Genomic DNA, 22860 nt, shown 5'->3' with positions numbered 1-22860 from the left:
ATCATGTACCATCCTGTAAGTACTGTTAAATATCAGAATAGTACAATTTTTGATACTCATCAAATTGTAATTTTTTTTTAATTATTTTTTTGAGAAGGTAAATAGGAAGGGAGCATATTTAAAAAAAATAAAAAAACAATTAAGTATGCGTTGTATAGCCTAGCTAGTATATTGTGAAAAAAAAATGAAAGATTAGTGAAACAAATTGAATCCATAGACTAGCAGGTTTGATTACGTAAAAAGCTGAAATAAAGTGTTATACCATACTTTTTAACAGACAAGCGAATGTATAGATTTGAATAGTTAATTAGGGTGAATATGCTGTAAATCAACATCCACTACGCGGAGGTATAAAAAAATTGCTAATGATATATATACCCAAAATAGCAGCTTAAAACCCTATAAATTGCCAATTATCACGAGAAAAAGACAATTTTAAAGCATATCAATCAGGATAGAGATATGGGAAATCGTTGTATTTTTCTAATACCAAATTATTTAATAAAAAAATATATTTTTTTTATTTTCTGTCCTTTTCTATTATTCTTTTGGGAAAAAACAGGACACTTTGATAAAATAATACTCACTTTACCCTTCAAAAATGATAACATCTTACATTTCACCCCAAATATCTATGTGTTTAAAACATTTTAAAATACGCAAAAGGCTAGCATACTAGTTTTGAAGAAAAAAAAACGACATGAATGCACACGAGAGACTCAGACCTTACGAATTGTTTTTTATTCTTTTAGCCATTACTCTTTACGTCGTCAGGAGGCTCTTTGGTATCGCTTCTGATTTTGATTCTGATATAGAATACCTCCAAAATATTCCTGTAGATAACAGTGTTATCTGGGCAGACTTAGCGGGCTATGACCAATATGTAAATAACATTTTTCCAACCATAGCCGCTGCAGTGTTTTTTGCTGGAGCATGGGCTATTTTTCATTTTCTTGTTTTTCCTGAAATCAAAAAGAAGAACATTGATATTACAACGATTATCCTGCTACTCTTATCAGTGATATTGGTTATAGCAAGTTGTTATGTATATAAAGAGTATAAACTTTTCTGGCGGTTTCGCTACGATGAGTTTTTCAACAACCCAATTGGTTTTAAGGTGTTTTCGCTTTATAGGAAATTACATGTATTAACAGACTCTTTTGCAGTAATGGCTATTATTGTTATGTACGAAGTCATAGCTCAGTTATATTACTATACCGCCGAGCTATATGAAGCAAAAAAGGAGGCTAAGCATCAGGTATTAAGTAACATTATTTTAGGGATAAGTGTTGTTATCATTATTTTTTTTACCCTTTTTGGAGAAGTAGCAAACCTAATTGTGGGAAGCTCAGGACTTGTTATAGGGGTTATCCTGATATTCTTAACCATTGGAATACATCATTTCTGTTATAAAAAGGTAATTCCTTATTTTGGAAAAATTAATTACAGCAAGCGTGAAAACCTGATTGTACCTTTCCTGCTGATTTTTACTTATTTTGTAGTCCTCTATTTGTTCTGGAGTAAAATTTATGTCAGAACTTTTATTGGTTTTGACACTGTTATGTTACCAAACGTATTAGGAGGGGTCTCTGCTATTATTAGGTGGATGTTCTTTGAAGAGAAAAAGCAATTACAAACACAGGTCTTTCAGAAATCGGCTGAACTAAATACCCTACGCACACAAATCAACCCCCATTTTTTGTTCAATGCCTTAAATACATTGTATGCCGTTGCACTAAAAGAAAATGCAGAGAAGACATCTAATGGCATTCAGAAACTAGGCGATATGATGCGGTTTATGTTGCATGAAAACCACCAAGACCGTATTCCACTTAGTAAAGAAATAGAGTATTTAGAGAATTTTATTGATATTCAACGAATGCGGTTGGATGAATCTCATGAGATAGAAATTCGGGTAAATATACAGACACTCAATCATGAAATTTACATAGCCCCCATGTTACTGAATCCATTTGTAGAAAATGCGTTTAAACACGGTATTAGTTTCAGAAAACCCTCTTGGATATATATTACGCTTACTTTTGATGCCAATAAACTTTATTTTAAAGTACATAATTCCTTACACCCTAAACAGGAAAATGACACAGAAAAACACTCGTCTGGGATTGGGCTAGAAAATGTAAAAAAACGACTAGAGTTGATTTACCCCCAACGATATAGCTTAGATATTCAACAATCAGAGCAAGATTATTTTGTAGCACTAACGTTTGTTATTTTTTAGTGATTAGTAAATAGTGATTGGTGATTAGATGTACTTGCCTAAAATAGATTGACATAATTAGTAATATTCATGTGGTTACTTTAATCCAAAAAGCCTGTAACTTAGTTTTACTTTAAATATATTACACTTGAAAAATGTAATCAATTATAAACAAATTTCTAATCACTATTTACCAATCACTAATCACTCAAGAAACCAATTACTCAATAAAAAAATGACAGCCATTGCTATCGACGACGAACCCAAAGCATTAGAAGTAATAGAAATTCATGCCTCCAAAATTCCCTTTCTAGATTTGAAGGCAACTTTTACTGATGCCTTCGAAGCGATTCCATATCTACAAAACAATAAAATAGATCTTATTTTTTTAGACATCAAAATGCCCGACATATCGGGGATAGAGTTTGTACACTGTTTGCAGAAAGTACCGATGGTAATATTTACTACGGCCTATTCTGAATATGCTGTTCAAGGTTTTGAGTTAGATGCCCTCGACTATCTTTTAAAGCCTTTTTCGCTAGCTCGTTTTATGAAAGCTTGCAACAAGGCACTATCTATCAAACAATTGAAAGAAGGAGAGGAGCGAGATTTTATTTTTATCAAGACGGGCTATGAAGAAGAAAAAGTGTTTTTTGATGATATACTCTACATCGAAGCCGAAGGGAATTACCTCACTTTTATGTTGAAAAATGGTAAGTTGCTGAGTCGTCAAACCATGTCTGATATTTTACAAGTATTGCCAGAAAAGCTATTTGTCCGTATCCATCGTTCCTACATTATTGCTTATAGCAAAGTAGAAAAAATAGCCAGACAAACAGTTTCTATCCAAGGAATAGAAATTCCGATTGGGGCATCGTATGAGGATAACCTAGACTTGATTAAAGATAAATTAAAAGGATGAGTAGCACGACTTTCCAAGTCGAGCCACAAACCTCAAATTTTTAACTTAATATTTATTCTACCCAGCAAAGTAGCAATACCAATAATGATAAACGAGTAAATCAATGATTTTACTAAACCTACTATACCTGTAGTGAGGAAAGCGGGCAAGGCAATGCCTGATAAGTTAGCGATGCTATAATACCAATAAGGAATCAAATAGCAAGTCAGCGTGCTAGTACCCGCAGTTTTGATGCTTCTAAACCAATGAGCCTTCTCTTTGATGTCAACGACGTAGTAAATTAAAGCATAAAAAATAAAGGAAATACCACAGGAAAGGAAAACCCAAGTAGGCGTTGCTAAAATTTTAGAAATAATAAAATACTGTCTTAGTACAAAGCCCAGTATTAATAATACGATACCGATTATCACATAAATCCCTGCCAATCTTTGACGATTTTCAGAACTAGCATATTGTTCTAGCAACACACTAGCCATGATACCTGCAAAAGCGAAAGCAAAGAAAGCACCATTGGCTAAAATCCAATCAGAAGGGCCAGTACTCCAAATTTTTTGTAACAATCCTGCATGACCAGCAATGGCGAAGAGATTAAAAAATACTGTAAAAAAAACGAGTAAAGATGTTTTTCGATAGGTAAATAAATAAATGATGGCTGCCGTGAGGTAAGTCCAACCAATAAGCCCTAAAATTCCCCACCACTGGGGCGTTATCCCTGCCAAATTTTCATGAGTTCCAGCTTTAAAAATATATGCTAATATCAATAATAGGATTACTCCTAAAGCCTGTAGCCCTAAAAATATTTTACCTTTCAACCCTTCAGTTTTGGGGTAAACATTCCAAATCAAAAAGAAGCCTAGCACCATTAATATCTGGAATACTTCACTACTCATCCCCGTGGCTGTTTCATTGATTTCTGGTACGTTTACTGTAAACACGCCCATGATTAGCAACGCTATCGAACGTGTAATGATATGTTTGGTTAGCTGTAGAGGAGTGTCGCCTTTGGCAATACGATTTTTAATGGCAAAAGGAATAGCCATGCCAAGAATAAATAAGAAACACGGGAATACCGTATCAGCCAACCCCATACCATCTTGCTCGGCTTCGGTGTGTTCTAACCAAAGAGGTATATCTTTCAATGTCCAGAGGTCATTTACAAAAATCATTAACAGCATTGTTAATGCCCTGAATATATCGATTGAAAAAATACGTTTGGTTTCCATCAGCTTATAAAGTTAGATTGTTATTTGTCAAGGCGATTTATCTCTGTAAACATCGCTCTAAAACAATTAGCAGAAGTGTTTTCTTCCGCTACTTTATTGGAATTTCTTCCATAAAATTCATCTAAAAAACCTTCAGCACTAGACCAAACCGTTTGCATCATTCCTTGAAAATGTGGTTTCATGGTTGATGTTGCTGACTGTCTGAATTTCACCATATCCTGTGTTTGAGCTACTGCAAATTTGGGCATTCTCCAAGGGCAAGTGATTACGTTTAACCCTTTTATCGCAAAATAAACAGCCGTTTGGTCGGGACGTTCATAGTGCCAATCACAGATGGTAACGTCTTTGGCAATCAAGTCAATGGCTCTGTGAGTATTGTTAAAGCTAGCTTCCCACATACCTATCCCCGTTGTTTTGCCATCAATGAGACGGTCGCCCCAAATCCAGAGTTTTCTGTTTTTTAATGCCAAATGATTTCTGATTTCATTTACTTCTCCCGCAAACAACTCTGCTTTATCTCTTCCCGAACATCGTGGACATTTATCATCGCCAATATAAAACACTTCGTCCATTCCTGCATGAAATGCCTCGCTTTCAAATGCCTCGCAGATTTCATCCACAAGCTCAAAAACTACTTTATGTACTCCTGGATGTAAAGGACAATAGCTTTTACAATACAATCCGTCTGGATTAGGCCAAACGTATTTTTCAGGCATTTTTACAGCAGGAGTTTCATCAAATTCTGGATATACCTTTAGGAGATTTGTTGTAGTGCTTGCCCAAGATTGATGCCCTAATAAATTGATTTGAGGAATGATACTGATATTGTTTTTCTGGCAAACCTTTACCAGTTTTTTAACATCTTTTTTAGAAAGTGCCTCAGGGTCTCTGAGTTCAGGGTGACTTTCAAATTGATAATTATAATCAACGCGTAGAATCAACGTATTTACATGTCGCGGAGCGAGTTCCTCTTGGATAAACTTAATAAAATCATCGATTTTCTGGGCTTTAGGAGCAGTAATGCAAAAACCACGTGTAGGAAGAAGGCTATCTATTTTTGATTGTGCTTTCGAGTTATTCCATAAAGCCGCACAAAAGCTAATAAGTAAGATAAGAGAAAATCTAGCCATAGTTATAAGAGCGTAATTAGATTGGATGTACTTACAAGTTGGCTAAATCCACTAAGGATAACAAGGGCAATTAAGCCTAAAAGCAGGTAAAACAGGTCAGTTTAAGGCTTATTTTATGGAAAAATATTAGCAAATGTGTATTATATTTCCGTTTTGTTTTAAAAAAACAACTTTTGACTACTATTGAAAATTATCGTAATAAGTAAAGTCCTTCGTAATCAATCCGTTTTCAATGGTGAAAATCGTGCAGATAGGTAATTTAAAAGTAGTTTTATCTGGGGCAGTGCCAGTAGAGATAAATTCTACTACGATGTGGGTATTACCCGAAGGATAAATATTGACGACTGAATCTTTCAAATCAGGAAATAGTTGATTCAATTCACTATACTTTTTAAAAGTTTGTGCCCTTGTTTGTTTCACAATTCCTTGACCAAAGGAAGGGTCTTTGAAGTCGGCAGTTTCAGTGTACATATCAGCCATCTTTTGCCATTCATGTTTATTGAAATGCTCGAAATATTGTTTTACGAGAGCTTCGTTAGTATTGACTTTAGATTTACAAGCAACAGCTATAAAAATGGTGATAAGGAAGAGGAAAGTATTTTTCATGGGATTAATGTTTGTATAAGGCTTATTGGTATTCAAAGATAAGAAAATCAGTGGATTAGTTTAGACTAGATTTAGGGTAACAGTATACCATGAAAACCAATAATATAAATGCTAATAATACAGCAATTTTCAATTGCTGTATTATTAGCATTTAATGTAACATTATGCCAAAGTCTGATTCAAGAAAATGAAATAAAAAGCTCAAATATCTCATATCAATTAGAATAACCACTATCGGAAAACTCTTCAATTACATCATCTTCTTTGATTTCAAAAACTTTAACAAAAATATATCCTGATTCACATTTCCCAGAATTAGATTTTATAAAATAATTATTTCCATATTTATAAGCTTGAAATTCTACACTAGAGCAAGAGCCATTTAGTGGTATAATCTTAGAATTTATCATTAGAAGCCTTGGCCCTGCCGCATACTCCCAACCATAAGTTATTACTTTTATGTCTATACCTGAAATTTTAAGATTATATATTTTGGGCTTAATATCATTTAAGCTATTCATATATGCTTGAACAGATTCTTCATTTTCAAACTCCTCTAAAAGTTGCTCTAAATACTTATTTTGTCTTATCTCATTATCAATATTTTCTATTTGTTGTTTATCTTGCAATAAGTATTTATCTATTTCTTTATAAGTTATATTATCAGCATAGAGGATTGCATTAAAATGATTAAAATTATTATCTGACTGATTGTATAATTGCTTTTTATCTAATACAGTAATTACTTGCCTCTCGTTAGAGTCATCATTATCATACCTTACAGAAACAGTTTTACATAGTGTTGCTTTACGTGTTTTATGATTTATGACTAGTACATTAATACCAACTGGATATTTTCCAAGAAGAGCAAGTTGATTATTAGATGTTGGAACAAGCAAACCATATTTATAAGGAGTATGATTCTTGTCTATTTCAAAAAGCTCGGTATTGTTATTGAGAAATAAATTTTTAGCTTTTATTTCACCAAAATTTATTTCATTATTACTGAGACTATACTGACTTTCAATATTAACTGAATAATTCAAACTCTTTAGTTCATCAATAAATAAAGAAGGGGTAAAATACATACCATGTGGTTGTTGTATTCTGCATAATACATTCGCTACATCTCTTACAAAAGAAATACAATTGTTATTGTAAAGTTGATATTTAAGATTAAGCTCATTTACTTGCCTTTTCCATCTGTCAACTACTGCTAAACACAGATTATATTCTTCTGAAGTTACTTCAATTGTTACAGAAGCATCTTTTTGAGTAGAATAGTCATCTTTAATCGTACCTGGCACAATGCTTCCCCATAGAATCTTAGTTTCTTTTTTTTTAGGATAAAATCCCCAAGAACCTACATGCACTGTTTGTTGAACCTCTTCATTTTTCTCAAAAAAGGAAACATAAGTATGTCCAACGAGAGCATTCTTATGAATATACTCTCCAGAAAAAACTATCCATTGTTTACTAAACCCTGTTTGACATAATAGTAGCAGAGTAAAAAAGTAGATAAGTGTTTTTTTCATAATTACGGTATTTTTTGCAAAAGTCCAACTTAATAATATAGAAATGGAGTTTTTGTATTTAATTATCAGTATCTAAAGTAATTATTTATTGTCAAAAATCTATGATACTTTAATTTTTTTTGAGGATAACTCACTTTTTGATAACATTCACTCTTTAGTACTAAAAAATAACATCAAGAAATACTTATCTAATTGTGTTGTACATTAGGCTTCTTGGCTTTTAAAAACTTTACTAAAATACCAAAGCTACTTTCAACCTTTAAGGCTTTTCAACCGTTTTTGCTTAATAGGTATCCAAATCTCCTCCTCAGAATTTGGGTCGTCGTTGATATACTTATCTCCCAATATTTCAAAATGGACTCTGTGGTCTAATTCATATTCAGAATTTGGCAACCATGTCCCGAAGATGTATTGAAAAGTTTTTGGACCAGTTGCAGCAGCTCCTTTGTGGATAAATACAGCGTACAATCCACCATGAAGGGTAAAGGCTTCCATACCTTCTGGGATGTTATCAAAATCACTTACCTCCATCGCTGCCCATTTTTCAAAAATTGCCGTTGGATTGAAATTGATAAAATCATGAGATGACGTATAGACTTGCAAACAGTATAAATCGTTGCCTAAAGCATTGTGTATTCCCTTTCTTCTTGGCATAAAACTTTGCCATAATATGTTTGTTTTGTTATCAGCAAAAGACATTTTGATACCTTTGCCAACTAATTTCTTTTCTGATAGGGTCTCTATTCTTGGAGTCATATTCTATACTTTAAGGTTTACTTTCTTACCTACAAAATTTCCATATTTTTCTGTTGCGTTCAAGATTTCTTGTGCTTCTATGGTTGAATCAGGAAAGTTCATTGCTATATGAACTGTATCTTTTTTGAAACTACGCTTCCATGAGCCTACTACTTTTCCATTTACCAATATGGAAGGATTGAAAATACCATTCGTTGTAATAATATCTTTGTTTAAAGAAGGAGTGAGGGAGGCTGACCTATCTTTATAACTGATTAAAAACTCATCAAAGGCAGGCAAAAAGTGTATGCTTGGAGTTGACAGACTTTTATAATTAGCCAGTTCAGTAAACCAATAAGTTTGCTGTTCAACCGTAAAAAAATGAAGGCTTGGTTTTATCAGTTCTAAAGCCAATTTGGCATTACCAGCAGTTAATCCCGACCACCAAATAAAATCTTGTAAGGTAGCTGGTCCATGACTTTGAAAATACCTTTTAGCTAATTCTGCTAATGCGTCTTCTTTACTAAGCATTTTTGTAGAAGGAACTCTTTCATCAAGTAATGCATAGGTAAACTGTTTGCCCTGCATCATTCCATTGCAAACGATACCGTCTTGTTCAGCATCCATCATAATTAATGCCGAACGGATATCATCCGTTTGAATGCCATGATTATTAAGTTCAAGCATTATTTTATCACGAGTCAGGTGCTGATTATCTCTTAAAGTCTGCTCGATAATCGCCTTGCAATGATTTAGGAGATTGCTGTCTAGTTCAAATTTTTTACACATCACTGCATTTCTTTGCTTTACCTGTGGAGCAGTAAGCATCAACATCCAGCGAATATCTTCGGCAGCAACAAAGTGCCAAGTCGGCCTTAAAATATGTGTACGGATGATTTCAGCGTTATTGATAGCCTGTTCTATGGCTTCTTCATTAATGCCTAGCCTTAGCCCAATAGCCCATTTTGCCATGGCATAATCTTGTGCTTGCATAGCGCCAAAATAAGCCAATATGTCTTTGGGCGCTACAAAGCCTGTCCCAACAAGTTGGTGTTTGAATAGGCGATATTGGGCGATATCAGTGAGTAACATTGTTTGGGAGGGAATGATTCAGTTATCTTTTACAGGAAGATTTATTCTTGTTCAGTAGGAATCATTTTTTCCTTACAATATTTTTCAATTTCAGTATCATTTGAGAAATATCTATCGCAAAATTCATCCAATTCTTTTTCTGTTGATTTATGATACCGTTCTTCGGCGGTCATTAATTTCTCAGTTTGTTCTATAAAACCTTCAAATTCTTTATTGATTTTACAAAGTTTATCAATTGTTTTGAAATCTAGATCTCTATATTTTGCTTGAAATAATATCTTGCTTTGGTAAGGGTTGGCGCCAAGTTTGATAATGCCAATCCCGAATGATTGGTTTAGTCTCGCCATTTCTTCGGTTAAACTATCACTAAATTCAAATGCTACTAAATAACCATAGTTTGCCCAGCTTGAGTTTGAAACAGCTTGGAAGAAAGCTTTTTTTAATTCACTGTCACTATTAATTTCTTTTTTGATTTCGTAAGAGGATAATTTGAAAGTATCTACTCTATTAATTGATTTCAAAAAGTTTTGACTTACTTTGGTTTGAAGGTTTAAAAACTTAATTCCAACCATGTCTGGATGAGTCCAAATTTGGTTAGAATCTTTACCATTTGATTGTTCATGAAAGATAGTTTTGGAGTATATTTCTGTATTTTTTAAATAGCTACTTAGCAATTTGTGTAAATCTCTTTCTTCATAGGTTTTAGTTCTATTATTCTTTGGTTTAGCATTTTTTGATTCTAATTCACCTGTTAAAATCTCAATATCTATCTGGTACTCATTTTTTGTTAAGTAATAAAAATATGTTCCAGATTCTTTTATTCTTTTGACTCTTGTATCTCCAAGTCTAATAAAATCACCTAATAAAGCTGAAACTGTAGCCATAGGAGTTTTGGCATCCTTAAAGTCGTAGTACTTTTGGTTAATGATATGATTAGTTACATCACTATAATTTGTTTGAATACCAATGTCTTCTAAACTTTTTAAGATTGCTTCTTTGATTGTCATTTTTTTGAAAGTGATTACTAATTTTTGCTTAAGCAAACTACCCAAATTCTTGAACAATTACAAAAGTACTTTTGATAATAGGATTAAAATTTGAGCTACGATATATGTTTTAAATACCTTGTGTTGAATTCTATTATGTTCTCAAAAAATAATACCGAACTCACAGTTTGCCCAGAGGGCTTATACGAATAGGTGTCACTCGGTGAAACCGAGCAACTGCATTACAAAAAAATGCCCCAATCTTTCGACTGAGGCATTTATAATGAATTTTACCAAAACAGTATTAAGCAATTACTACCGCAATGCCTTTTTCTACATCTTGTTCTACTGTTTTGTATTTGATGTTCTCTTTGATTGAACCATCACGATATTGAACCGTTACTCTTTGGTTACGGTCAGCAATTTTTACTGCTTGACGTGGAGCAACTTTTTCAACTACCTGAGTACTTGGGTCATGATAATCATTTTCGTCACCTCTGCCACCTGCTAAACCACCCAATAAAGATGAAATAGCTTCATCTTTTTGTACTTGTAGTTTAGGCTGTGGAGCCTGACGACGTTGCGGTGCTGGTGCTTCGGCTTCTTGAACTTCTGGCATATCTGCTTTCATCAAGAAGCTTACTGTATCTAAGTTTATTCTACTTAAGAAACGCTCGAATAACTTAACAGCTTCAAATTTATAAATTAATAAAGGGTCTTTTTGTTCGAAGCTTGCGTTTTGAACTGATTGTTTCAAATCGTCCATATCGCGTAAATGCTCTTTCCACTCTTGGTCAATCAAACTTAAAGCGATTGATTTTTCCATTTCCTGAATCAATTTACGACCGTTGGTATCGATAGTTTCTTGAGCATCAGCAAATAGTTGAGACATCATTGAACCACTTACCAAAGGCACTTGCATACCTGCATAACCATGCGTAATGGCTTCTTTTGCAAAAGCTACTACTTTTTCAGCCAACCCTTTGTTTTTGGTATGATAGTGCTTTTCAGCAGCATCGTACAAACGTGTAGTGCGTTGTTGTGTATTCAATCTGCCGATTTCTTCACGTGTAAACGGAGGTTCAATGCCTAAAATTTCAATACAACGTAATTCTAATTCATCGTAACTAATGTTATTTTGAATGATTTCAGAACATACATTGTATGTATTATCAGCAATATCCAAAGCCAAACGTTCACCGAAAAGGGCATTTTGACGACGCTTATAAATCGCATTACGTTGGTAGTTCATTACGTCATCATATTCTAATAGACGTTTACGAATACCAAAGTTGTTTTCTTCTACTTTTTTCTGAGCTCTCTCTACTGAAGAAGTAATCATCGAGTGTTGAATTACCTCGCCTTCTTCCATACCCATTCTGTCCATCACTTTTGCGATACGGTCTGAACCGAACTTACGCATCAAGTCATCTTCTAATGAAAGGAAGAATTGAGACGAACCTACATCACCTTGACGACCCGCACGACCTCTCAACTGTCTATCAACTCTTCGTGACTCATGTCTTTCTGTACCTACGATAGCCAAACCGCCTGCTGCACGAGCCTCTGGTGATAGCTTAATATCCGTACCACGACCCGCCATGTTGGTAGCAATGGTTACTTTGCTCGCCTGACCAGCTTCTGCTACGATATCTGCTTCACGAGCATGCTGTTTCGCGTTCAATACATTGTGTTGAATTTTACGAATTGTAAGCATACGGCTTAATAATTCAGAGTTATCAACAGAAGTTGTACCCACCAACACAGGGCGACCAGCATTTACTAATTCTTGAATTTCGTCGGCAACGGCATTGTATTTTTCACGAACGGTTTTATAAACTTTATCTTCGTGGTCGAAACGAGAAATCTTACGGTTTGTCGGAATCGTTACAACATCTAATTTGTAAATCGTCCAGAATTCACCTGCTTCAGTTTCGGCAGTACCCGTCATACCACACAGTTTGTGGTACATTCTAAAGAAGTTCTGTAAAGTAATCGTAGCATAAGTTTGGGTAGCATCTTCGATGTTTACACCTTCTTTGGCTTCAATGGCTTGGTGCAAACCGTCTGAATAACGACGTCCCTCCATAATACGACCAGTAGACTCATCTACAATTTTTACTTTACCTTCATCCAATACATATTCTACATCTTTTTCAAATAATGTAAAGGCTTTTAGCAATTGGCTAACCGTATGGATACGTTGTGTTTTAGCAGAATAATCACGGATTAAAGCTTCTTTCTTAATCAAACGTTCTTGTTCTGTAATGCCTACTGCTTGCTCAATTTGGTTCAAATCAACCGATAAATCAGGAATAACGAAGAAGTCAGGGTTTTCAACCATGCGAGTCATGAAGTTCAGACCTTTTTCAGTCATCTCTACTTGGTTGTTTTTCTCCTCAATTGTAAACATCAAAGGGGCATCTGCTTCAGGCATCAATTTCTGATTTTCAGCCAAATAGATGTTCTCTGTTTCTTGTAAAATCTGCTTGATACCTGTTTCAGACAAGTATTTAATCACTGGACGAGATTTTGGTAAACCTCTAAAAGCACGGAATAAAGCTAAACCACCTTCTTTTTTATTACCAGCAGCAATTAATTTCTTAGCTTCTACCAAGAAATCTTGTACCAATTTCTTTTGTTGCTCAACCATACGAGCCACCAAAGGATTGAAGACATCAAACTCTTGCTCATCACCACGGGCCATCGGTCCACTGATAATCAAAGGTGTACGCGCATCATCAATCAAAACTGAATCGACCTCATCGACCATGGCAAAATGGTGCTTGCGTTGTACTTGTTCTTCTGGAGTACGTGACATATTGTCACGTAGGTAATCAAAACCAAATTCGTTGTTAGTTCCGTAAGTAATATCTGCCAAATAAGCCTGACGACGTTCCTCCGTATTAGGGTCGTGTTTGTCGATACAGTCAACTTTTAACCCGTGGAACTCAAATAAAGGAGCATTCCACTCAGAGTCACGTTTAGCTAAGTAATCGTTTACAGTTACTAAGTGTACACCCTGCCCAGCCAAAGCATTTAAGTAACAAGGTAAAGTAGAAACTAATGTTTTACCTTCACCCGTTGCCATTTCAGCAATTTTACCTTGGTGAAGTACCACACCACCAATTAGCTGAACATCGTAGTGAATCATGTTCCACTCGATTTCATTACCAGCCGCAAGCCATTTGTTATGCCAGATGGCCTTTTCACCAACAATCTCAACGTTTTTCTTCTTAGCGGCAATAAATTTATCGTGAACCGTAGCGGTTACTTCCAGTTTCTTATTCTCGGTAAACCTTCGGGCGGTTTCCTTCACTACGGCAAAGGCCTTCGGAAGAATTTCGAGTAATACTACCTCTAGTTGTTTATCACGATCAAGCTGTAATTTATCAATTTGATTGAAAATTGTTTCTTTAGCATCAACAGACATCTCTTGGTTAGCTTCTACTTCTAATTTTAAATCAGAAATTTCGGCATCAATTTTTGCAAGGTTTTTCTGTATAATAGCCTTTAGGTCAGCGGTTTGTTGACGGAGCTGTTCGTCTGAAAGATTGCGAAGAGTAGCAAATTCTGCATTGGTTTTAATCACGTAAGGCATCAATTCCTTGATGTCTCTTTCTGATTTTGTACCAAACAGTTTTGTTACTGCTTTTGTGATTGAATTTATCATTGTATTGGGTTTTAATCATTTAGAAGTAATGATTGAATTAATTTTCTCAATCATTTGTATTACAAACTAAAAATAGAATACTTACAAATTTAGTTCATTCAACGCTTTTAAAAACAATTTCTGTATAATAATATTGCAGATTGGTACTTTATAAAGTCTTAAAAACATATCCCTCAAAAATAATGCCTTTATAATCAGTGTTTTACAAAAACTATGTTTAGCGGTTATACAATAAGCTAAAGGGAGCTTTATTTATTTAATATTTTTTGCTCATTAAAATAATGAACTAAAAATATAGTTTTTACGATATATTATCTATATTTAACCTTTGATATTAAACAACAGCAAATAATGGAACAAGCATCTCCACGTCGTCGTCCACCTCGCCCAAAATTAAAAATGCCTTTAATTGGCAATATGCTTGGCGGAGCAAGTAATTCTTCTGCCAAAGACCCGAGTTTATTATCAAGTAAGTTAACCCCTTTGATTGTGGGTGTGGTCATCATTATTTATGCGATAGACTACGTTAGAAGTAAAAATGATGCACACGGTGTATATCAAGGTGTTGATGATATCAAAGAAATGGCTTGGAATGGAAAAGTTGCTAAAAAATGGGTTAATATTATTCCTCCAGATAATGAGATTCACTATATGTTTCAAATAATTGATGCCAAAGGAGAAGTACAAACAGTAGATTTGGGAAATGAGAAAGCTGGGCTAGGGGATTTGTTGATGCCGAAAAATACGTTAATTAAAAAAGCGGGAAGCTTCGACGTGACGGTAAAAAGATATTTTAAGAACGATACTACGATTGTATTGAAGTATTGAAAAAGCTTTGAGCTGTGAGCAATGAGCTTTGAGTTTTTAAATTGTTAATAAAAAGCTCAAAGCTGATAGCTCAAAGCTCACAGCTAATCAAAATATACCTCTTTTTCAGGATTATCTTTGTACTCAAACATCATTTCAATTTGTGAAAGCACATTTCTAGGTTCTGAAAGGAGAGGGAGGTTCTCGATACCGAAATATTGAATATCTGAAGTTTCCATAGTATTTACTAAAATCTCACCACCTATTTTCTCACAAAGAATAAATAGCTTATATACATACCAAGCTTCCTGTGGATGTGGATGGTTTTTCTTATCCATTACGGCTAATAAACGAACAGCTTTTACATCCAATCCAGTTTCCTCGCGTACTTCTTTTACTGCCACTTCCGAAGGTGTATAACCGACATCTGCCCAGCCCCCTGGCAATGCCCAACGGTCGTCTACTCTTTCTTTTACCATCAGAATTTCGCCCTTTTTATTAAAGACTACTGCTCTTACATCTACTTTAGGTGTTTGGTATCCATCTCGTTCTTCAGTAAACAAAGCCCCAAATTTTTCGATAGGCTCATCTGTCAAATTTTCTAAAATTTGCACACTGAGGTCTGATAATTCTTGGTAACGGTCTTTATCATAAGGACTTTCGGTATAAAATAATCCAGCCTGAGCAATTGCCTGAATTCTTTTAGCCATTGCTAGCCAATCTGTATTTTGCATAATAAGGTAAGGGTTTGTTTTAGGCTATTAAATTAATATTAGAAAAAGCAATGTGCAAAAATTACACATTGCTTTTTCGTCATTATAAATTTACTAAAATGTATAAAAAAGGGTCAACCATTGGCTAACCCTTTTTTATACATTTTTAATTCGGCTTAGGAGCCTTATAATTCAGTGGCTTCCAAGTATTGTTTTTTGAATTGAAATCTGGGAAAACGTGGTCGGGGTCTATTGTTACCGATTTTAGTGGTAAGTTGGTCGTTGTTTTAAAAGTCCAAGTACCGCCTCTCTGCCAAATTTCTACTGGTAGTGTAACTCGTTCCTTTGTTCCACCTACCATTTCCATTTCTACTACGGCAGGCATTGCTAATTTCTCTAAGTTTTCAATAACGATAATTGCACCGTTTTTAGGGTCTTGCTCTATATACTGTACATCTTTTACAGACTGGTCAAGTTTCCAAGTTTCATAGAACCAACTTCTCCAGAACCAAGATAAATCTTCGCCAGCAGCATCTTCAATCGTCTTAAAGAAATCATAAGGAGTTGGGTGCTTAAACGCCCAACGTTTGATGTATTCACGGAAAGCATAATCAAAACGTTCTTGTCCGAGTATTTGCTCACGCAATAGCTTTAAGCCGATAGCAGGTTTGTAATAAGCTTCATAGCCTAATCCGTTTGGTTGAATAACATCAGGAATATTCATAATTGGCTCAGCAGATTCTCTGAAAAGTTGTTTCGACATCTGGTGCATATCTATTTTATTGCCTTTGTATTCTCCATTGTTAAAATTGTCGGTAGAATAAAAGTTAATAAAAGTATTAAAGCCTTCGTCCATCCAAGCAAACTTACGTTCGTTAGTGCCTACAATCATTGGGAACCAGTTATGTCCAAATTCGTGGTCTGTTACACCCCAAAGACCTTCGGTTTGGTCGCGCATTCCGCAGAATACAATACCCGGATACTCCATACCACTAATAGAACCTGCTACGTTAGTTGCTACTGGGTAAGTGTATTCATAAAGCCATTTAGAATAATATTCAATACAACCTTTTACATATTCAGTAGAGCGAGCCCATGCTTTATCGCCTGCTGATTCAACAGGATAAGCTGACATCGCTAATGATTTTTTACCACTTGGTAAATTGATTTTGGCAGCATCAATGATAAATGATTTTGAACTAGCAAAAGCTACGTCGCGGGCATTCGTACAACGGAATTTCCAAGTGATTTTTCCTTCTTTTTTTGGGCGAGATGTACTTGTTCCTACTTCATCTTTGCCTAAAATTGTTACAGTTTTATCACTATTAGATGCTTCTGCAAAACGTTTGATTTGCTCAGCAGTCCAACAATCATTTGGATTAACTAATTCTCCAGAACCCACTACGATATGCGAAGCAGGTACCGTTACAGCATATTCAAAATTGCCATATTCCAAGTAGAACTCGCCAGCCCCTAAGTATGGAAGTACGTTCCAGCCTTCAATATCATCGTAAACAGACATCCTCGGATACCACTGAGCCATTTCGTAAATAGTTCCGTTTTTTACTTCTTGCGTTCCCATACGGTCTGAACCATATTTTGGAATAGGGAAAGAATAAGAGATTTTGATTTTAGTAATACCAGTGCGTTCAACCAGTGGTGATGCCAATTTGATTTGCATACGGGTATCATTTACTAAAAATTCGGTAGGTTTACCATCAATAGTTACCGACTTTATTTGATAACCTCCTTCAAAACTTGTGTTACCAAAACGACCACCATTGATAGGCGTAGTAAGTCCTCCGCGTGATTTAGTATTGAATTGGTTTTGGTCTAATTGCAACCATAAGAAATTTAATTTATCAGGCGAAGCATTTTTGTAGGTAATTTCTACATCGCCTTCAACTATATTTTTTTCGTCGTCTAATGCTATATTGATTTTATAATCTGCAGAGTTTTGCCAGTAAGTAGTCCCAGGTGCCCCTGTTCCACTTCTAGTGGGAGTAGAGAGCGTATAATTGAACAAAGGGTTGAACAAATCGTACTGACTATAGTTTGATTTTTGTTGTGAAAACAAACTTTCTGACCCAAAGAGTAAGCAAGCTGCTAAAAGTAGTTTTTTCATTTGTAAAGGAATTTTATGGTAATCTATATAATATTCAACGCTCAATATAAAAACTATGTTATATGCTGTGCAAGATATTCATTAAAAATAGAAAACTGCAAAAGTTTATAATGAATAGCGGATAAATAATCATGGTTGTGTATTATCTGACAATCAATTGGTCAAATGTTTGTTCATGAGGATAATTGGTAGGTTTAATAAATTATTAATTTATCTTCTTTCTTCGCAGCTTATTTGTCGTTTTGAAATGTTTATCGTAATATTGCGATAAATAAATAAAAAACATGGGAGCGACCAAAACTGACCACTTCACGGAACGTCAAAACCAATTAGCAACGCTTGCTAAAGCCATAGCACACCCTGCAAGAATTGCCATTCTGGACTATCTAATAAAGGTAGATTCATGTATTTGCGGAGATATCGTAAATGAATTGCCTTTGGCACAAGCAACCATATCACAACATTTAAAGGAGTTAAAGAATGCTGGATTAATTAAAGGCGATATTGAAGGAAATGCCATTTGTTATTGTATCGACGAGAACACATGGAAGAAATTTCAAGATATTTTGAATGCCCTTTTCGATGGTTATACTCCCAAAACCCAATCTTGCTGTTAATAGCTTAAAATTATTGAAATAATGTATCCTCCAATCAAAAATCTATGCGATGAATTAGTTAATTCATTCGATACTATTCCTGAACAAAGACAAACTTTGTTGCTAAAAATTAGTAAATACATTCAAGCTAAGAAAGATGCTAACCAGCCTATCCAATTGGTTTATGTGTGTACGCACAACTCGAGAAGAAGTCATTTCGGGCAAATTTGGGCTGCCGTTTCGGCATCCTATTATGGTGTGCAAAATGTGAAAACCTATTCTGGTGGCACAGAAGCCACAGCTTTTAATATCAATGCTATTAATGCACTGAAAAGAACAGGCTTTTTAATTGAAAGTAGTGACAATACTAACAATCCTGTTTATACCGTGCAGTTTAGTGAAAATGAAAGCACTACTTGTTTTTCAAAAGTATATAATGATGCCGTAAATCCACAAGAACATTTTGCTGCCATCATGACTTGCTCGGATGCAGAAGAAAACTGTCCTTTTATCCCTGGCGTAGAACTGCGAATAGGTACTACTTACGACGACCCCAAGGCTTTTGATAATACACCACTTCAAGAGGCTAAATATGAAGAACGGTCGCGTCAGATTGCCCAAGAAACTCTTTTTGTCTTTTCAAATATTCAATAAATATGTCTGCCAATCATTGTACTCCCGTAGCTGAACGTAAAAAATTGAGCTTTTTAGATAGTTATCTCACCCTTTGGATATTCTTAGCAATGGGGATAGGCGTTGGCTTGGGCTATTTTTCCCCATCAACTGCTACTTTTATTAACTCGTTCTCTCATGGCACGACCAATGTACCCTTGGCAATTGGTTTGATACTGATGATGTATCCACCTTTGGCCAAAGTAAAATACGAAAACATGGGCGAAGTCTTCAAAAACACCAAAGTGCTAACAGCTTCTTTGATATTAAACTGGCTTGTTGGACCAATCTTGATGTTTTTATTAGCCATTACTTTTCTAAGAGAACACCCTGCCTATATGATTGGCTTAATCCTGATAGGGCTGGCTCGATGCATAGCCATGGTGGTGGTCTGGAACGAATTAGCGGAAGGAAACCGAGAATATGCCGCAGGTCTAATAGCCCTCAACAGTATCTTTCAAGTACTTTTATACAGTGTATATGCCTATGTGTTTATTACTATTCTGCCCCCATATTTTGGTTTAACGGGACTTGAAGTTAATATTACCATTGGACAAATTGCGGAAAGCGTAGCTATTTATTTGGGGATTCCCTTTGCGACAGGCTTTATTAGTAGATATATGTTGATAAAAATCAAAGGAGAAGAATGGTTTCAAACAAAGTATGTACCTTTTATTTCACCCATTACCTTGATAGCCTTACTTTTTACAATAGTAATAATGTTTAGCTTAAAAGGAGAATTAATCGTGAAAATCCCTTTTGATGTTGTGTTAATAGCCATTCCTTTAGTGATTTACTTTGTCATTATGTTTGTCCTAAGCTTTTTTGTGGGTAAAACATTTGGGGCAGATTATTCCAAAAGTACCTCTATCGCTTTTACAGCTACAGGTAATAATTTTGAATTGGCAATTGCCGTAGCCATTGGTATTTTTGGGATTAACAGTGGTGAGGCATTTACGGGAGTAATAGGTCCTTTGGTTGAAGTTCCCGCACTGATTGCCTTGGTAAATTTAGCCTTTTGGTTTAGGAAAAAATATTATTCAACGGAAGCTCAACTACAATCATAAACGTATGAAAATTGCCTTGTTCAGTGATATACATGCCAATGTGCTTGCCTTAGATGCTTTTTTTGCTGATGTAGAACAGCAAAAGCCTGATACCATTTATTGCTTGGGCGATTTGGTAGGATACCACATTTGGCCAAACGAAGTAATTGAAGCTATTAAATCAAGAAGAATTGCTACGCTAGCGGGCAATCATGATATTAAAGTTACGCTACCTTTTGAATCTGAAAGTGAAATAACAGCTAGCAAGTATGCCTATGATATCATAGAAAAACAGCATCGTGAATATCTATTGTCATTACCACACCATATCCGACTATCGTTCTTTATTCAAGGCACAGAGAAACAAATGCTGATGGTACATGCTAGTCCGAGAAGTATTACGGAGTATATCTTGCCAGATATGGATGCAGATGATGTAGACGCCATCATGGTAGAAGCCAAGGCAGATATTTTATGTTTTGGTCATTCACATAAACCGTATCATCGGGTAATAGAGCGAGATGGTAAGAAAAAGCATATTATCAACATAGGTTCTTTAGGCAAACCCAAAGATGGAGATATAAGGGGGTGTTATGTACTACTAACAGTCCATCCCGATTCATCAGAGATTGAAGTTGCTTTTAAGCGTGTGGAATATGACGTAGAAAAAGCTGCGGAGGCACTTATACAAAGCCCATTGCCTAACGAACTGGCAGATAGATTACGTGGTGCTTATTGAGCTTTCGGTATCAGTATATCATAAAACACAAAATTTGTGTAAATTTGATTTTGGACTTTATTGAAATACTGAGTTTTAAAATCGATTGAACAAAATGCTTTTTAATTGGATTGGCTTTGGGAGTGTTTTATTTTTATTGGGCTTGGCTATTTTCTTTCTGAGAAACCGACATAACAATGCGGAAAGTAATCTTTATTTAGGCCTACTTTTTTTATTGCAAGCCATTAGCAATCTGCATTTTTTTGCTTTCCGACTGTCTGATATTATTAATCATATTCCTTACTTTATTCATTTTAGCGCAGGGTTTCGATTTCTTTGGGGTGTATTGTTGTACTTTTTTGTGAAGACTTATACGGGCAAAACGATAAAATACCAAGGCACTACTTATCTACATTTTGTACCTGCTATTGTCGCTACTATTTTCTTTTATGGTAAACTGTTTTTTATCCCTTCTAACGAAATTCATCAGTATGTAGCACTGATCAAGCTTGATAAACATCCTGTCAACAGACCTTACCATTTATTACTCTATCTTTCAAATGTTGCTTATTTGGTAGCTAGTTTGGTAGCAGTATTGAAATACCGCTTGGCGTTAACTACTTACTTCTCGAATATCGAAAAGCTACGACTGGTTTGGCTGTTTAATATTTTACTTTTTTTGATGATTTTCCACTTCGTATTGCCCTTGGGATATGGCCTGATAAGTATCAAGTTTTTTCCTTATGTGCCACTGATGCAATTACCAATTTTAAGTTTTGTTGCTTGGAAAGCATATGCTCATCCAGAGCTGTTTACTACATTAGAAACTTTTTCAGAAGAAATACATCAAAAGGGAATTCCAAAATTGGATGAAACAAAAGTCGTTGTAGCTATGCCAACGCTCGACGATAGTTTTATCAATACTTTGCTCCAGTTTATGGAGGTTAATAAACCTTATCTGAATCCTGAACTTACTATTAAGATACTCTCAGACGATTTAGGGATTCCTAGCTATCAATTATCTAAAATCTTGAATCAGCATTTCCAAAAGAACTTCTTCGATTTTGTGAATACCTATCGGGTAGAAGAAGCTAAAAAGAAACTGATAACACCCGAATATACCCACCTTACTTTGGAAGGAATAGGTTATGAATGTGGTTTCAATTCAAAATCCTCTTTTTATGCAGTGTTTAAAAAATACGCAAACCAAACCCCAGCAGAATACCGCAAAGAAAGACGGGTGTAAGTTAGTGAGTTAGTGAATGGGTGAGTTATTAATTGTGAATTAGTGTGTTATTATAATTATGGATTAGTGATTTTTAGTAGGTAATGTTTTTGATTATTATCTACTAGTTTTATTTAATTTATTCCCACCCCAATAACTCACAATTCGCTAACTCACAACTCACTCATTCACTAATTCACTCAATAAATAAGTGCAGATTTATAAGTTTGGACTCTTTTATTTTTTTGTTTTTACACCCAATTTCTACCTTTGCCCAAGATGCTAGTGATATTCCACTTCTATAAATCCTAAATATCAATCCTTTACACAAATCCACCCCCTGTTCTAGATAACTCAATTACTAGTCCGCACGTTTTTGATAAATTCAATAAAGTAGATGAAAGAATAAAAAATAATTGGATTACACCCGTCACCTAAAGATATTTTTTATCGTACTAGTGAAGAAGCGATAATGCAGATAAACGCTCTATGGTTTATGTATAAATAGAAAACTATCAGACAGTTCTAATGGATAATACTGACAGGATAGTCGAAGAGAAATAGGACTAGTAAAAGTTAATAAAGACAACAGAAAAGTAGCATCAACTATAATCTTGAGCAAAAAGAAATTGCTCAAAATAAGATTAGCGTCTTTAAATGCTCAGTAAAATTTTAAATATTTAGTGGTTAGGTTTCTAAAACTCTCGTTCACTTGAGCGGGAGTTTTTTGTTTTTTAGGAAATATTATTTTGACTTAAAATTAAACTAACCATAATATTTTTGATGGAGAAGGCCTTATTTTATATTCTCAAAATTCATTTTCTATTAGCGGGTG

General features: G+C 34.9%; 18 protein-coding genes. 8 read left to right on the top strand and 10 right to left on the bottom strand.

Annotation, left to right across the window (positions count from 1 at the left end):
- Positions 1–700 precede the first annotated feature (700 nt).
- Positions 701–2242: a sensor histidine kinase gene (locus AC07XN_RS00205; RefSeq protein ID WP_494741602.1), complete on the top strand. Its 1542-nt coding sequence runs from the start codon at positions 701–703 to the stop codon at positions 2240–2242.
- 214 nt (positions 2243–2456) lie between these two features.
- Positions 2457–3143, top strand: coding sequence for a LytR/AlgR family response regulator transcription factor (locus tag AC07XN_RS00200; RefSeq protein WP_494741615.1), 687 nt, complete (start codon positions 2457–2459; stop codon positions 3141–3143).
- A gap of 32 nt (positions 3144–3175) precedes the next feature.
- Here AC07XN_RS00200 and AC07XN_RS00195 read toward each other — a convergent pair whose 3' ends face one another.
- The 8 genes from AC07XN_RS00195 to secA form a co-directional block, all read right to left on the bottom strand.
- Entirely contained in the window at positions 3176–4366 is a 1191-nt protein-coding gene (locus tag AC07XN_RS00195) for a DUF5009 domain-containing protein (RefSeq protein WP_494741601.1), read from the bottom strand.
- A gap of 20 nt (positions 4367–4386) precedes the next feature.
- Entirely contained in the window at positions 4387–5496 is a 1110-nt protein-coding gene (locus AC07XN_RS00190) for a family 20 glycosylhydrolase (RefSeq protein ID WP_494741600.1), read from the bottom strand.
- 180 nt (positions 5497–5676) lie between these two features.
- Entirely contained in the window at positions 5677–6102 is a 426-nt protein-coding gene (locus tag AC07XN_RS00185; protein ID WP_494741599.1) for a nuclear transport factor 2 family protein, read from the bottom strand.
- A 215-nt stretch (positions 6103–6317) separates the two neighbouring features.
- Entirely contained in the window at positions 6318–7637 is a 1320-nt protein-coding gene (locus AC07XN_RS00180; RefSeq protein WP_494741598.1) for a hypothetical protein, read from the bottom strand.
- Positions 7638–7889: 252 nt separating this feature from the next.
- A complete protein-coding gene (locus AC07XN_RS00175; protein WP_494741597.1) occupies positions 7890–8393 on the bottom strand; it encodes a GyrI-like domain-containing protein in 504 nt (167 codons plus the stop codon).
- Positions 8394–8396: 3 nt separating this feature from the next.
- Positions 8397–9464, bottom strand: coding sequence for a winged helix DNA-binding domain-containing protein (locus tag AC07XN_RS00170; RefSeq protein WP_494741596.1), 1068 nt, complete (start codon positions 9462–9464; stop codon positions 8397–8399).
- A 41-nt stretch (positions 9465–9505) separates the two neighbouring features.
- Positions 9506–10471 (bottom strand): hypothetical protein, encoded by a 966-nt coding sequence (locus AC07XN_RS00165; RefSeq protein ID WP_494741595.1) that lies wholly within the window; start codon positions 10469–10471, stop codon positions 9506–9508.
- Positions 10472–10754: 283 nt separating this feature from the next.
- A complete protein-coding gene (secA, locus tag AC07XN_RS00160) occupies positions 10755–14123 on the bottom strand; it encodes a preprotein translocase subunit SecA (protein ID WP_494741594.1) in 3369 nt (1122 codons plus the stop codon).
- A gap of 351 nt (positions 14124–14474) precedes the next feature.
- Here secA and AC07XN_RS00155 point away from each other — a divergent pair, with 351 nt between their 5' ends.
- Complete coding sequence (locus AC07XN_RS00155; RefSeq protein WP_494741593.1) at positions 14475–14951, top strand: hypothetical protein; 477 nt, start codon at positions 14475–14477, stop codon at positions 14949–14951.
- An 83-nt stretch (positions 14952–15034) separates the two neighbouring features.
- Here AC07XN_RS00155 and AC07XN_RS00150 read toward each other — a convergent pair whose 3' ends face one another.
- Together AC07XN_RS00150 and AC07XN_RS00145 are read right to left on the bottom strand one after the other, a co-directional pair.
- Complete coding sequence (locus tag AC07XN_RS00150; RefSeq protein ID WP_494741592.1) at positions 15035–15664, bottom strand: NUDIX hydrolase; 630 nt, start codon at positions 15662–15664, stop codon at positions 15035–15037.
- Positions 15665–15809: 145 nt separating this feature from the next.
- A complete protein-coding gene (locus tag AC07XN_RS00145) occupies positions 15810–17768 on the bottom strand; it encodes a M1 family metallopeptidase (protein WP_494741591.1) in 1959 nt (652 codons plus the stop codon).
- A gap of 284 nt (positions 17769–18052) precedes the next feature.
- Here AC07XN_RS00145 and AC07XN_RS00140 point away from each other — a divergent pair, with 284 nt between their 5' ends.
- The 5 genes from AC07XN_RS00140 (at position 18053) to AC07XN_RS00120 (ending at position 22046) form a co-directional block, all read left to right on the top strand.
- Positions 18053–18385: an ArsR/SmtB family transcription factor gene (locus AC07XN_RS00140; protein WP_494741590.1), complete on the top strand. Its 333-nt coding sequence runs from the start codon at positions 18053–18055 to the stop codon at positions 18383–18385.
- Positions 18386–18406: 21 nt separating this feature from the next.
- The gene (locus AC07XN_RS00135; protein ID WP_494741589.1) at positions 18407–19018 is read left to right on the top strand and encodes a low molecular weight phosphatase family protein; all 612 of its coding nucleotides are present in this window, start codon (positions 18407–18409) and stop codon (positions 19016–19018) included.
- A 2-nt stretch (positions 19019–19020) separates the two neighbouring features.
- Positions 19021–20103, top strand: coding sequence for an ACR3 family arsenite efflux transporter (gene arsB / locus AC07XN_RS00130; protein ID WP_494741588.1), 1083 nt, complete (start codon positions 19021–19023; stop codon positions 20101–20103).
- A gap of 4 nt (positions 20104–20107) precedes the next feature.
- Positions 20108–20821 (top strand): metallophosphoesterase family protein, encoded by a 714-nt coding sequence (locus tag AC07XN_RS00125; RefSeq protein WP_494741587.1) that lies wholly within the window; start codon positions 20108–20110, stop codon positions 20819–20821.
- 94 nt (positions 20822–20915) lie between these two features.
- Positions 20916–22046: a helix-turn-helix domain-containing protein gene (locus AC07XN_RS00120; protein WP_494741586.1), complete on the top strand. Its 1131-nt coding sequence runs from the start codon at positions 20916–20918 to the stop codon at positions 22044–22046.
- Positions 22047–22860 lie beyond the last annotated feature (814 nt).

The organism is Arcicella sp. GW458-12-2-14-TSB2, from assembly GCF_059423785.1.
Note: the sequence above shows the minus strand (reverse complement) of the source record. Positions and strands in the feature narration are given on the sequence as shown.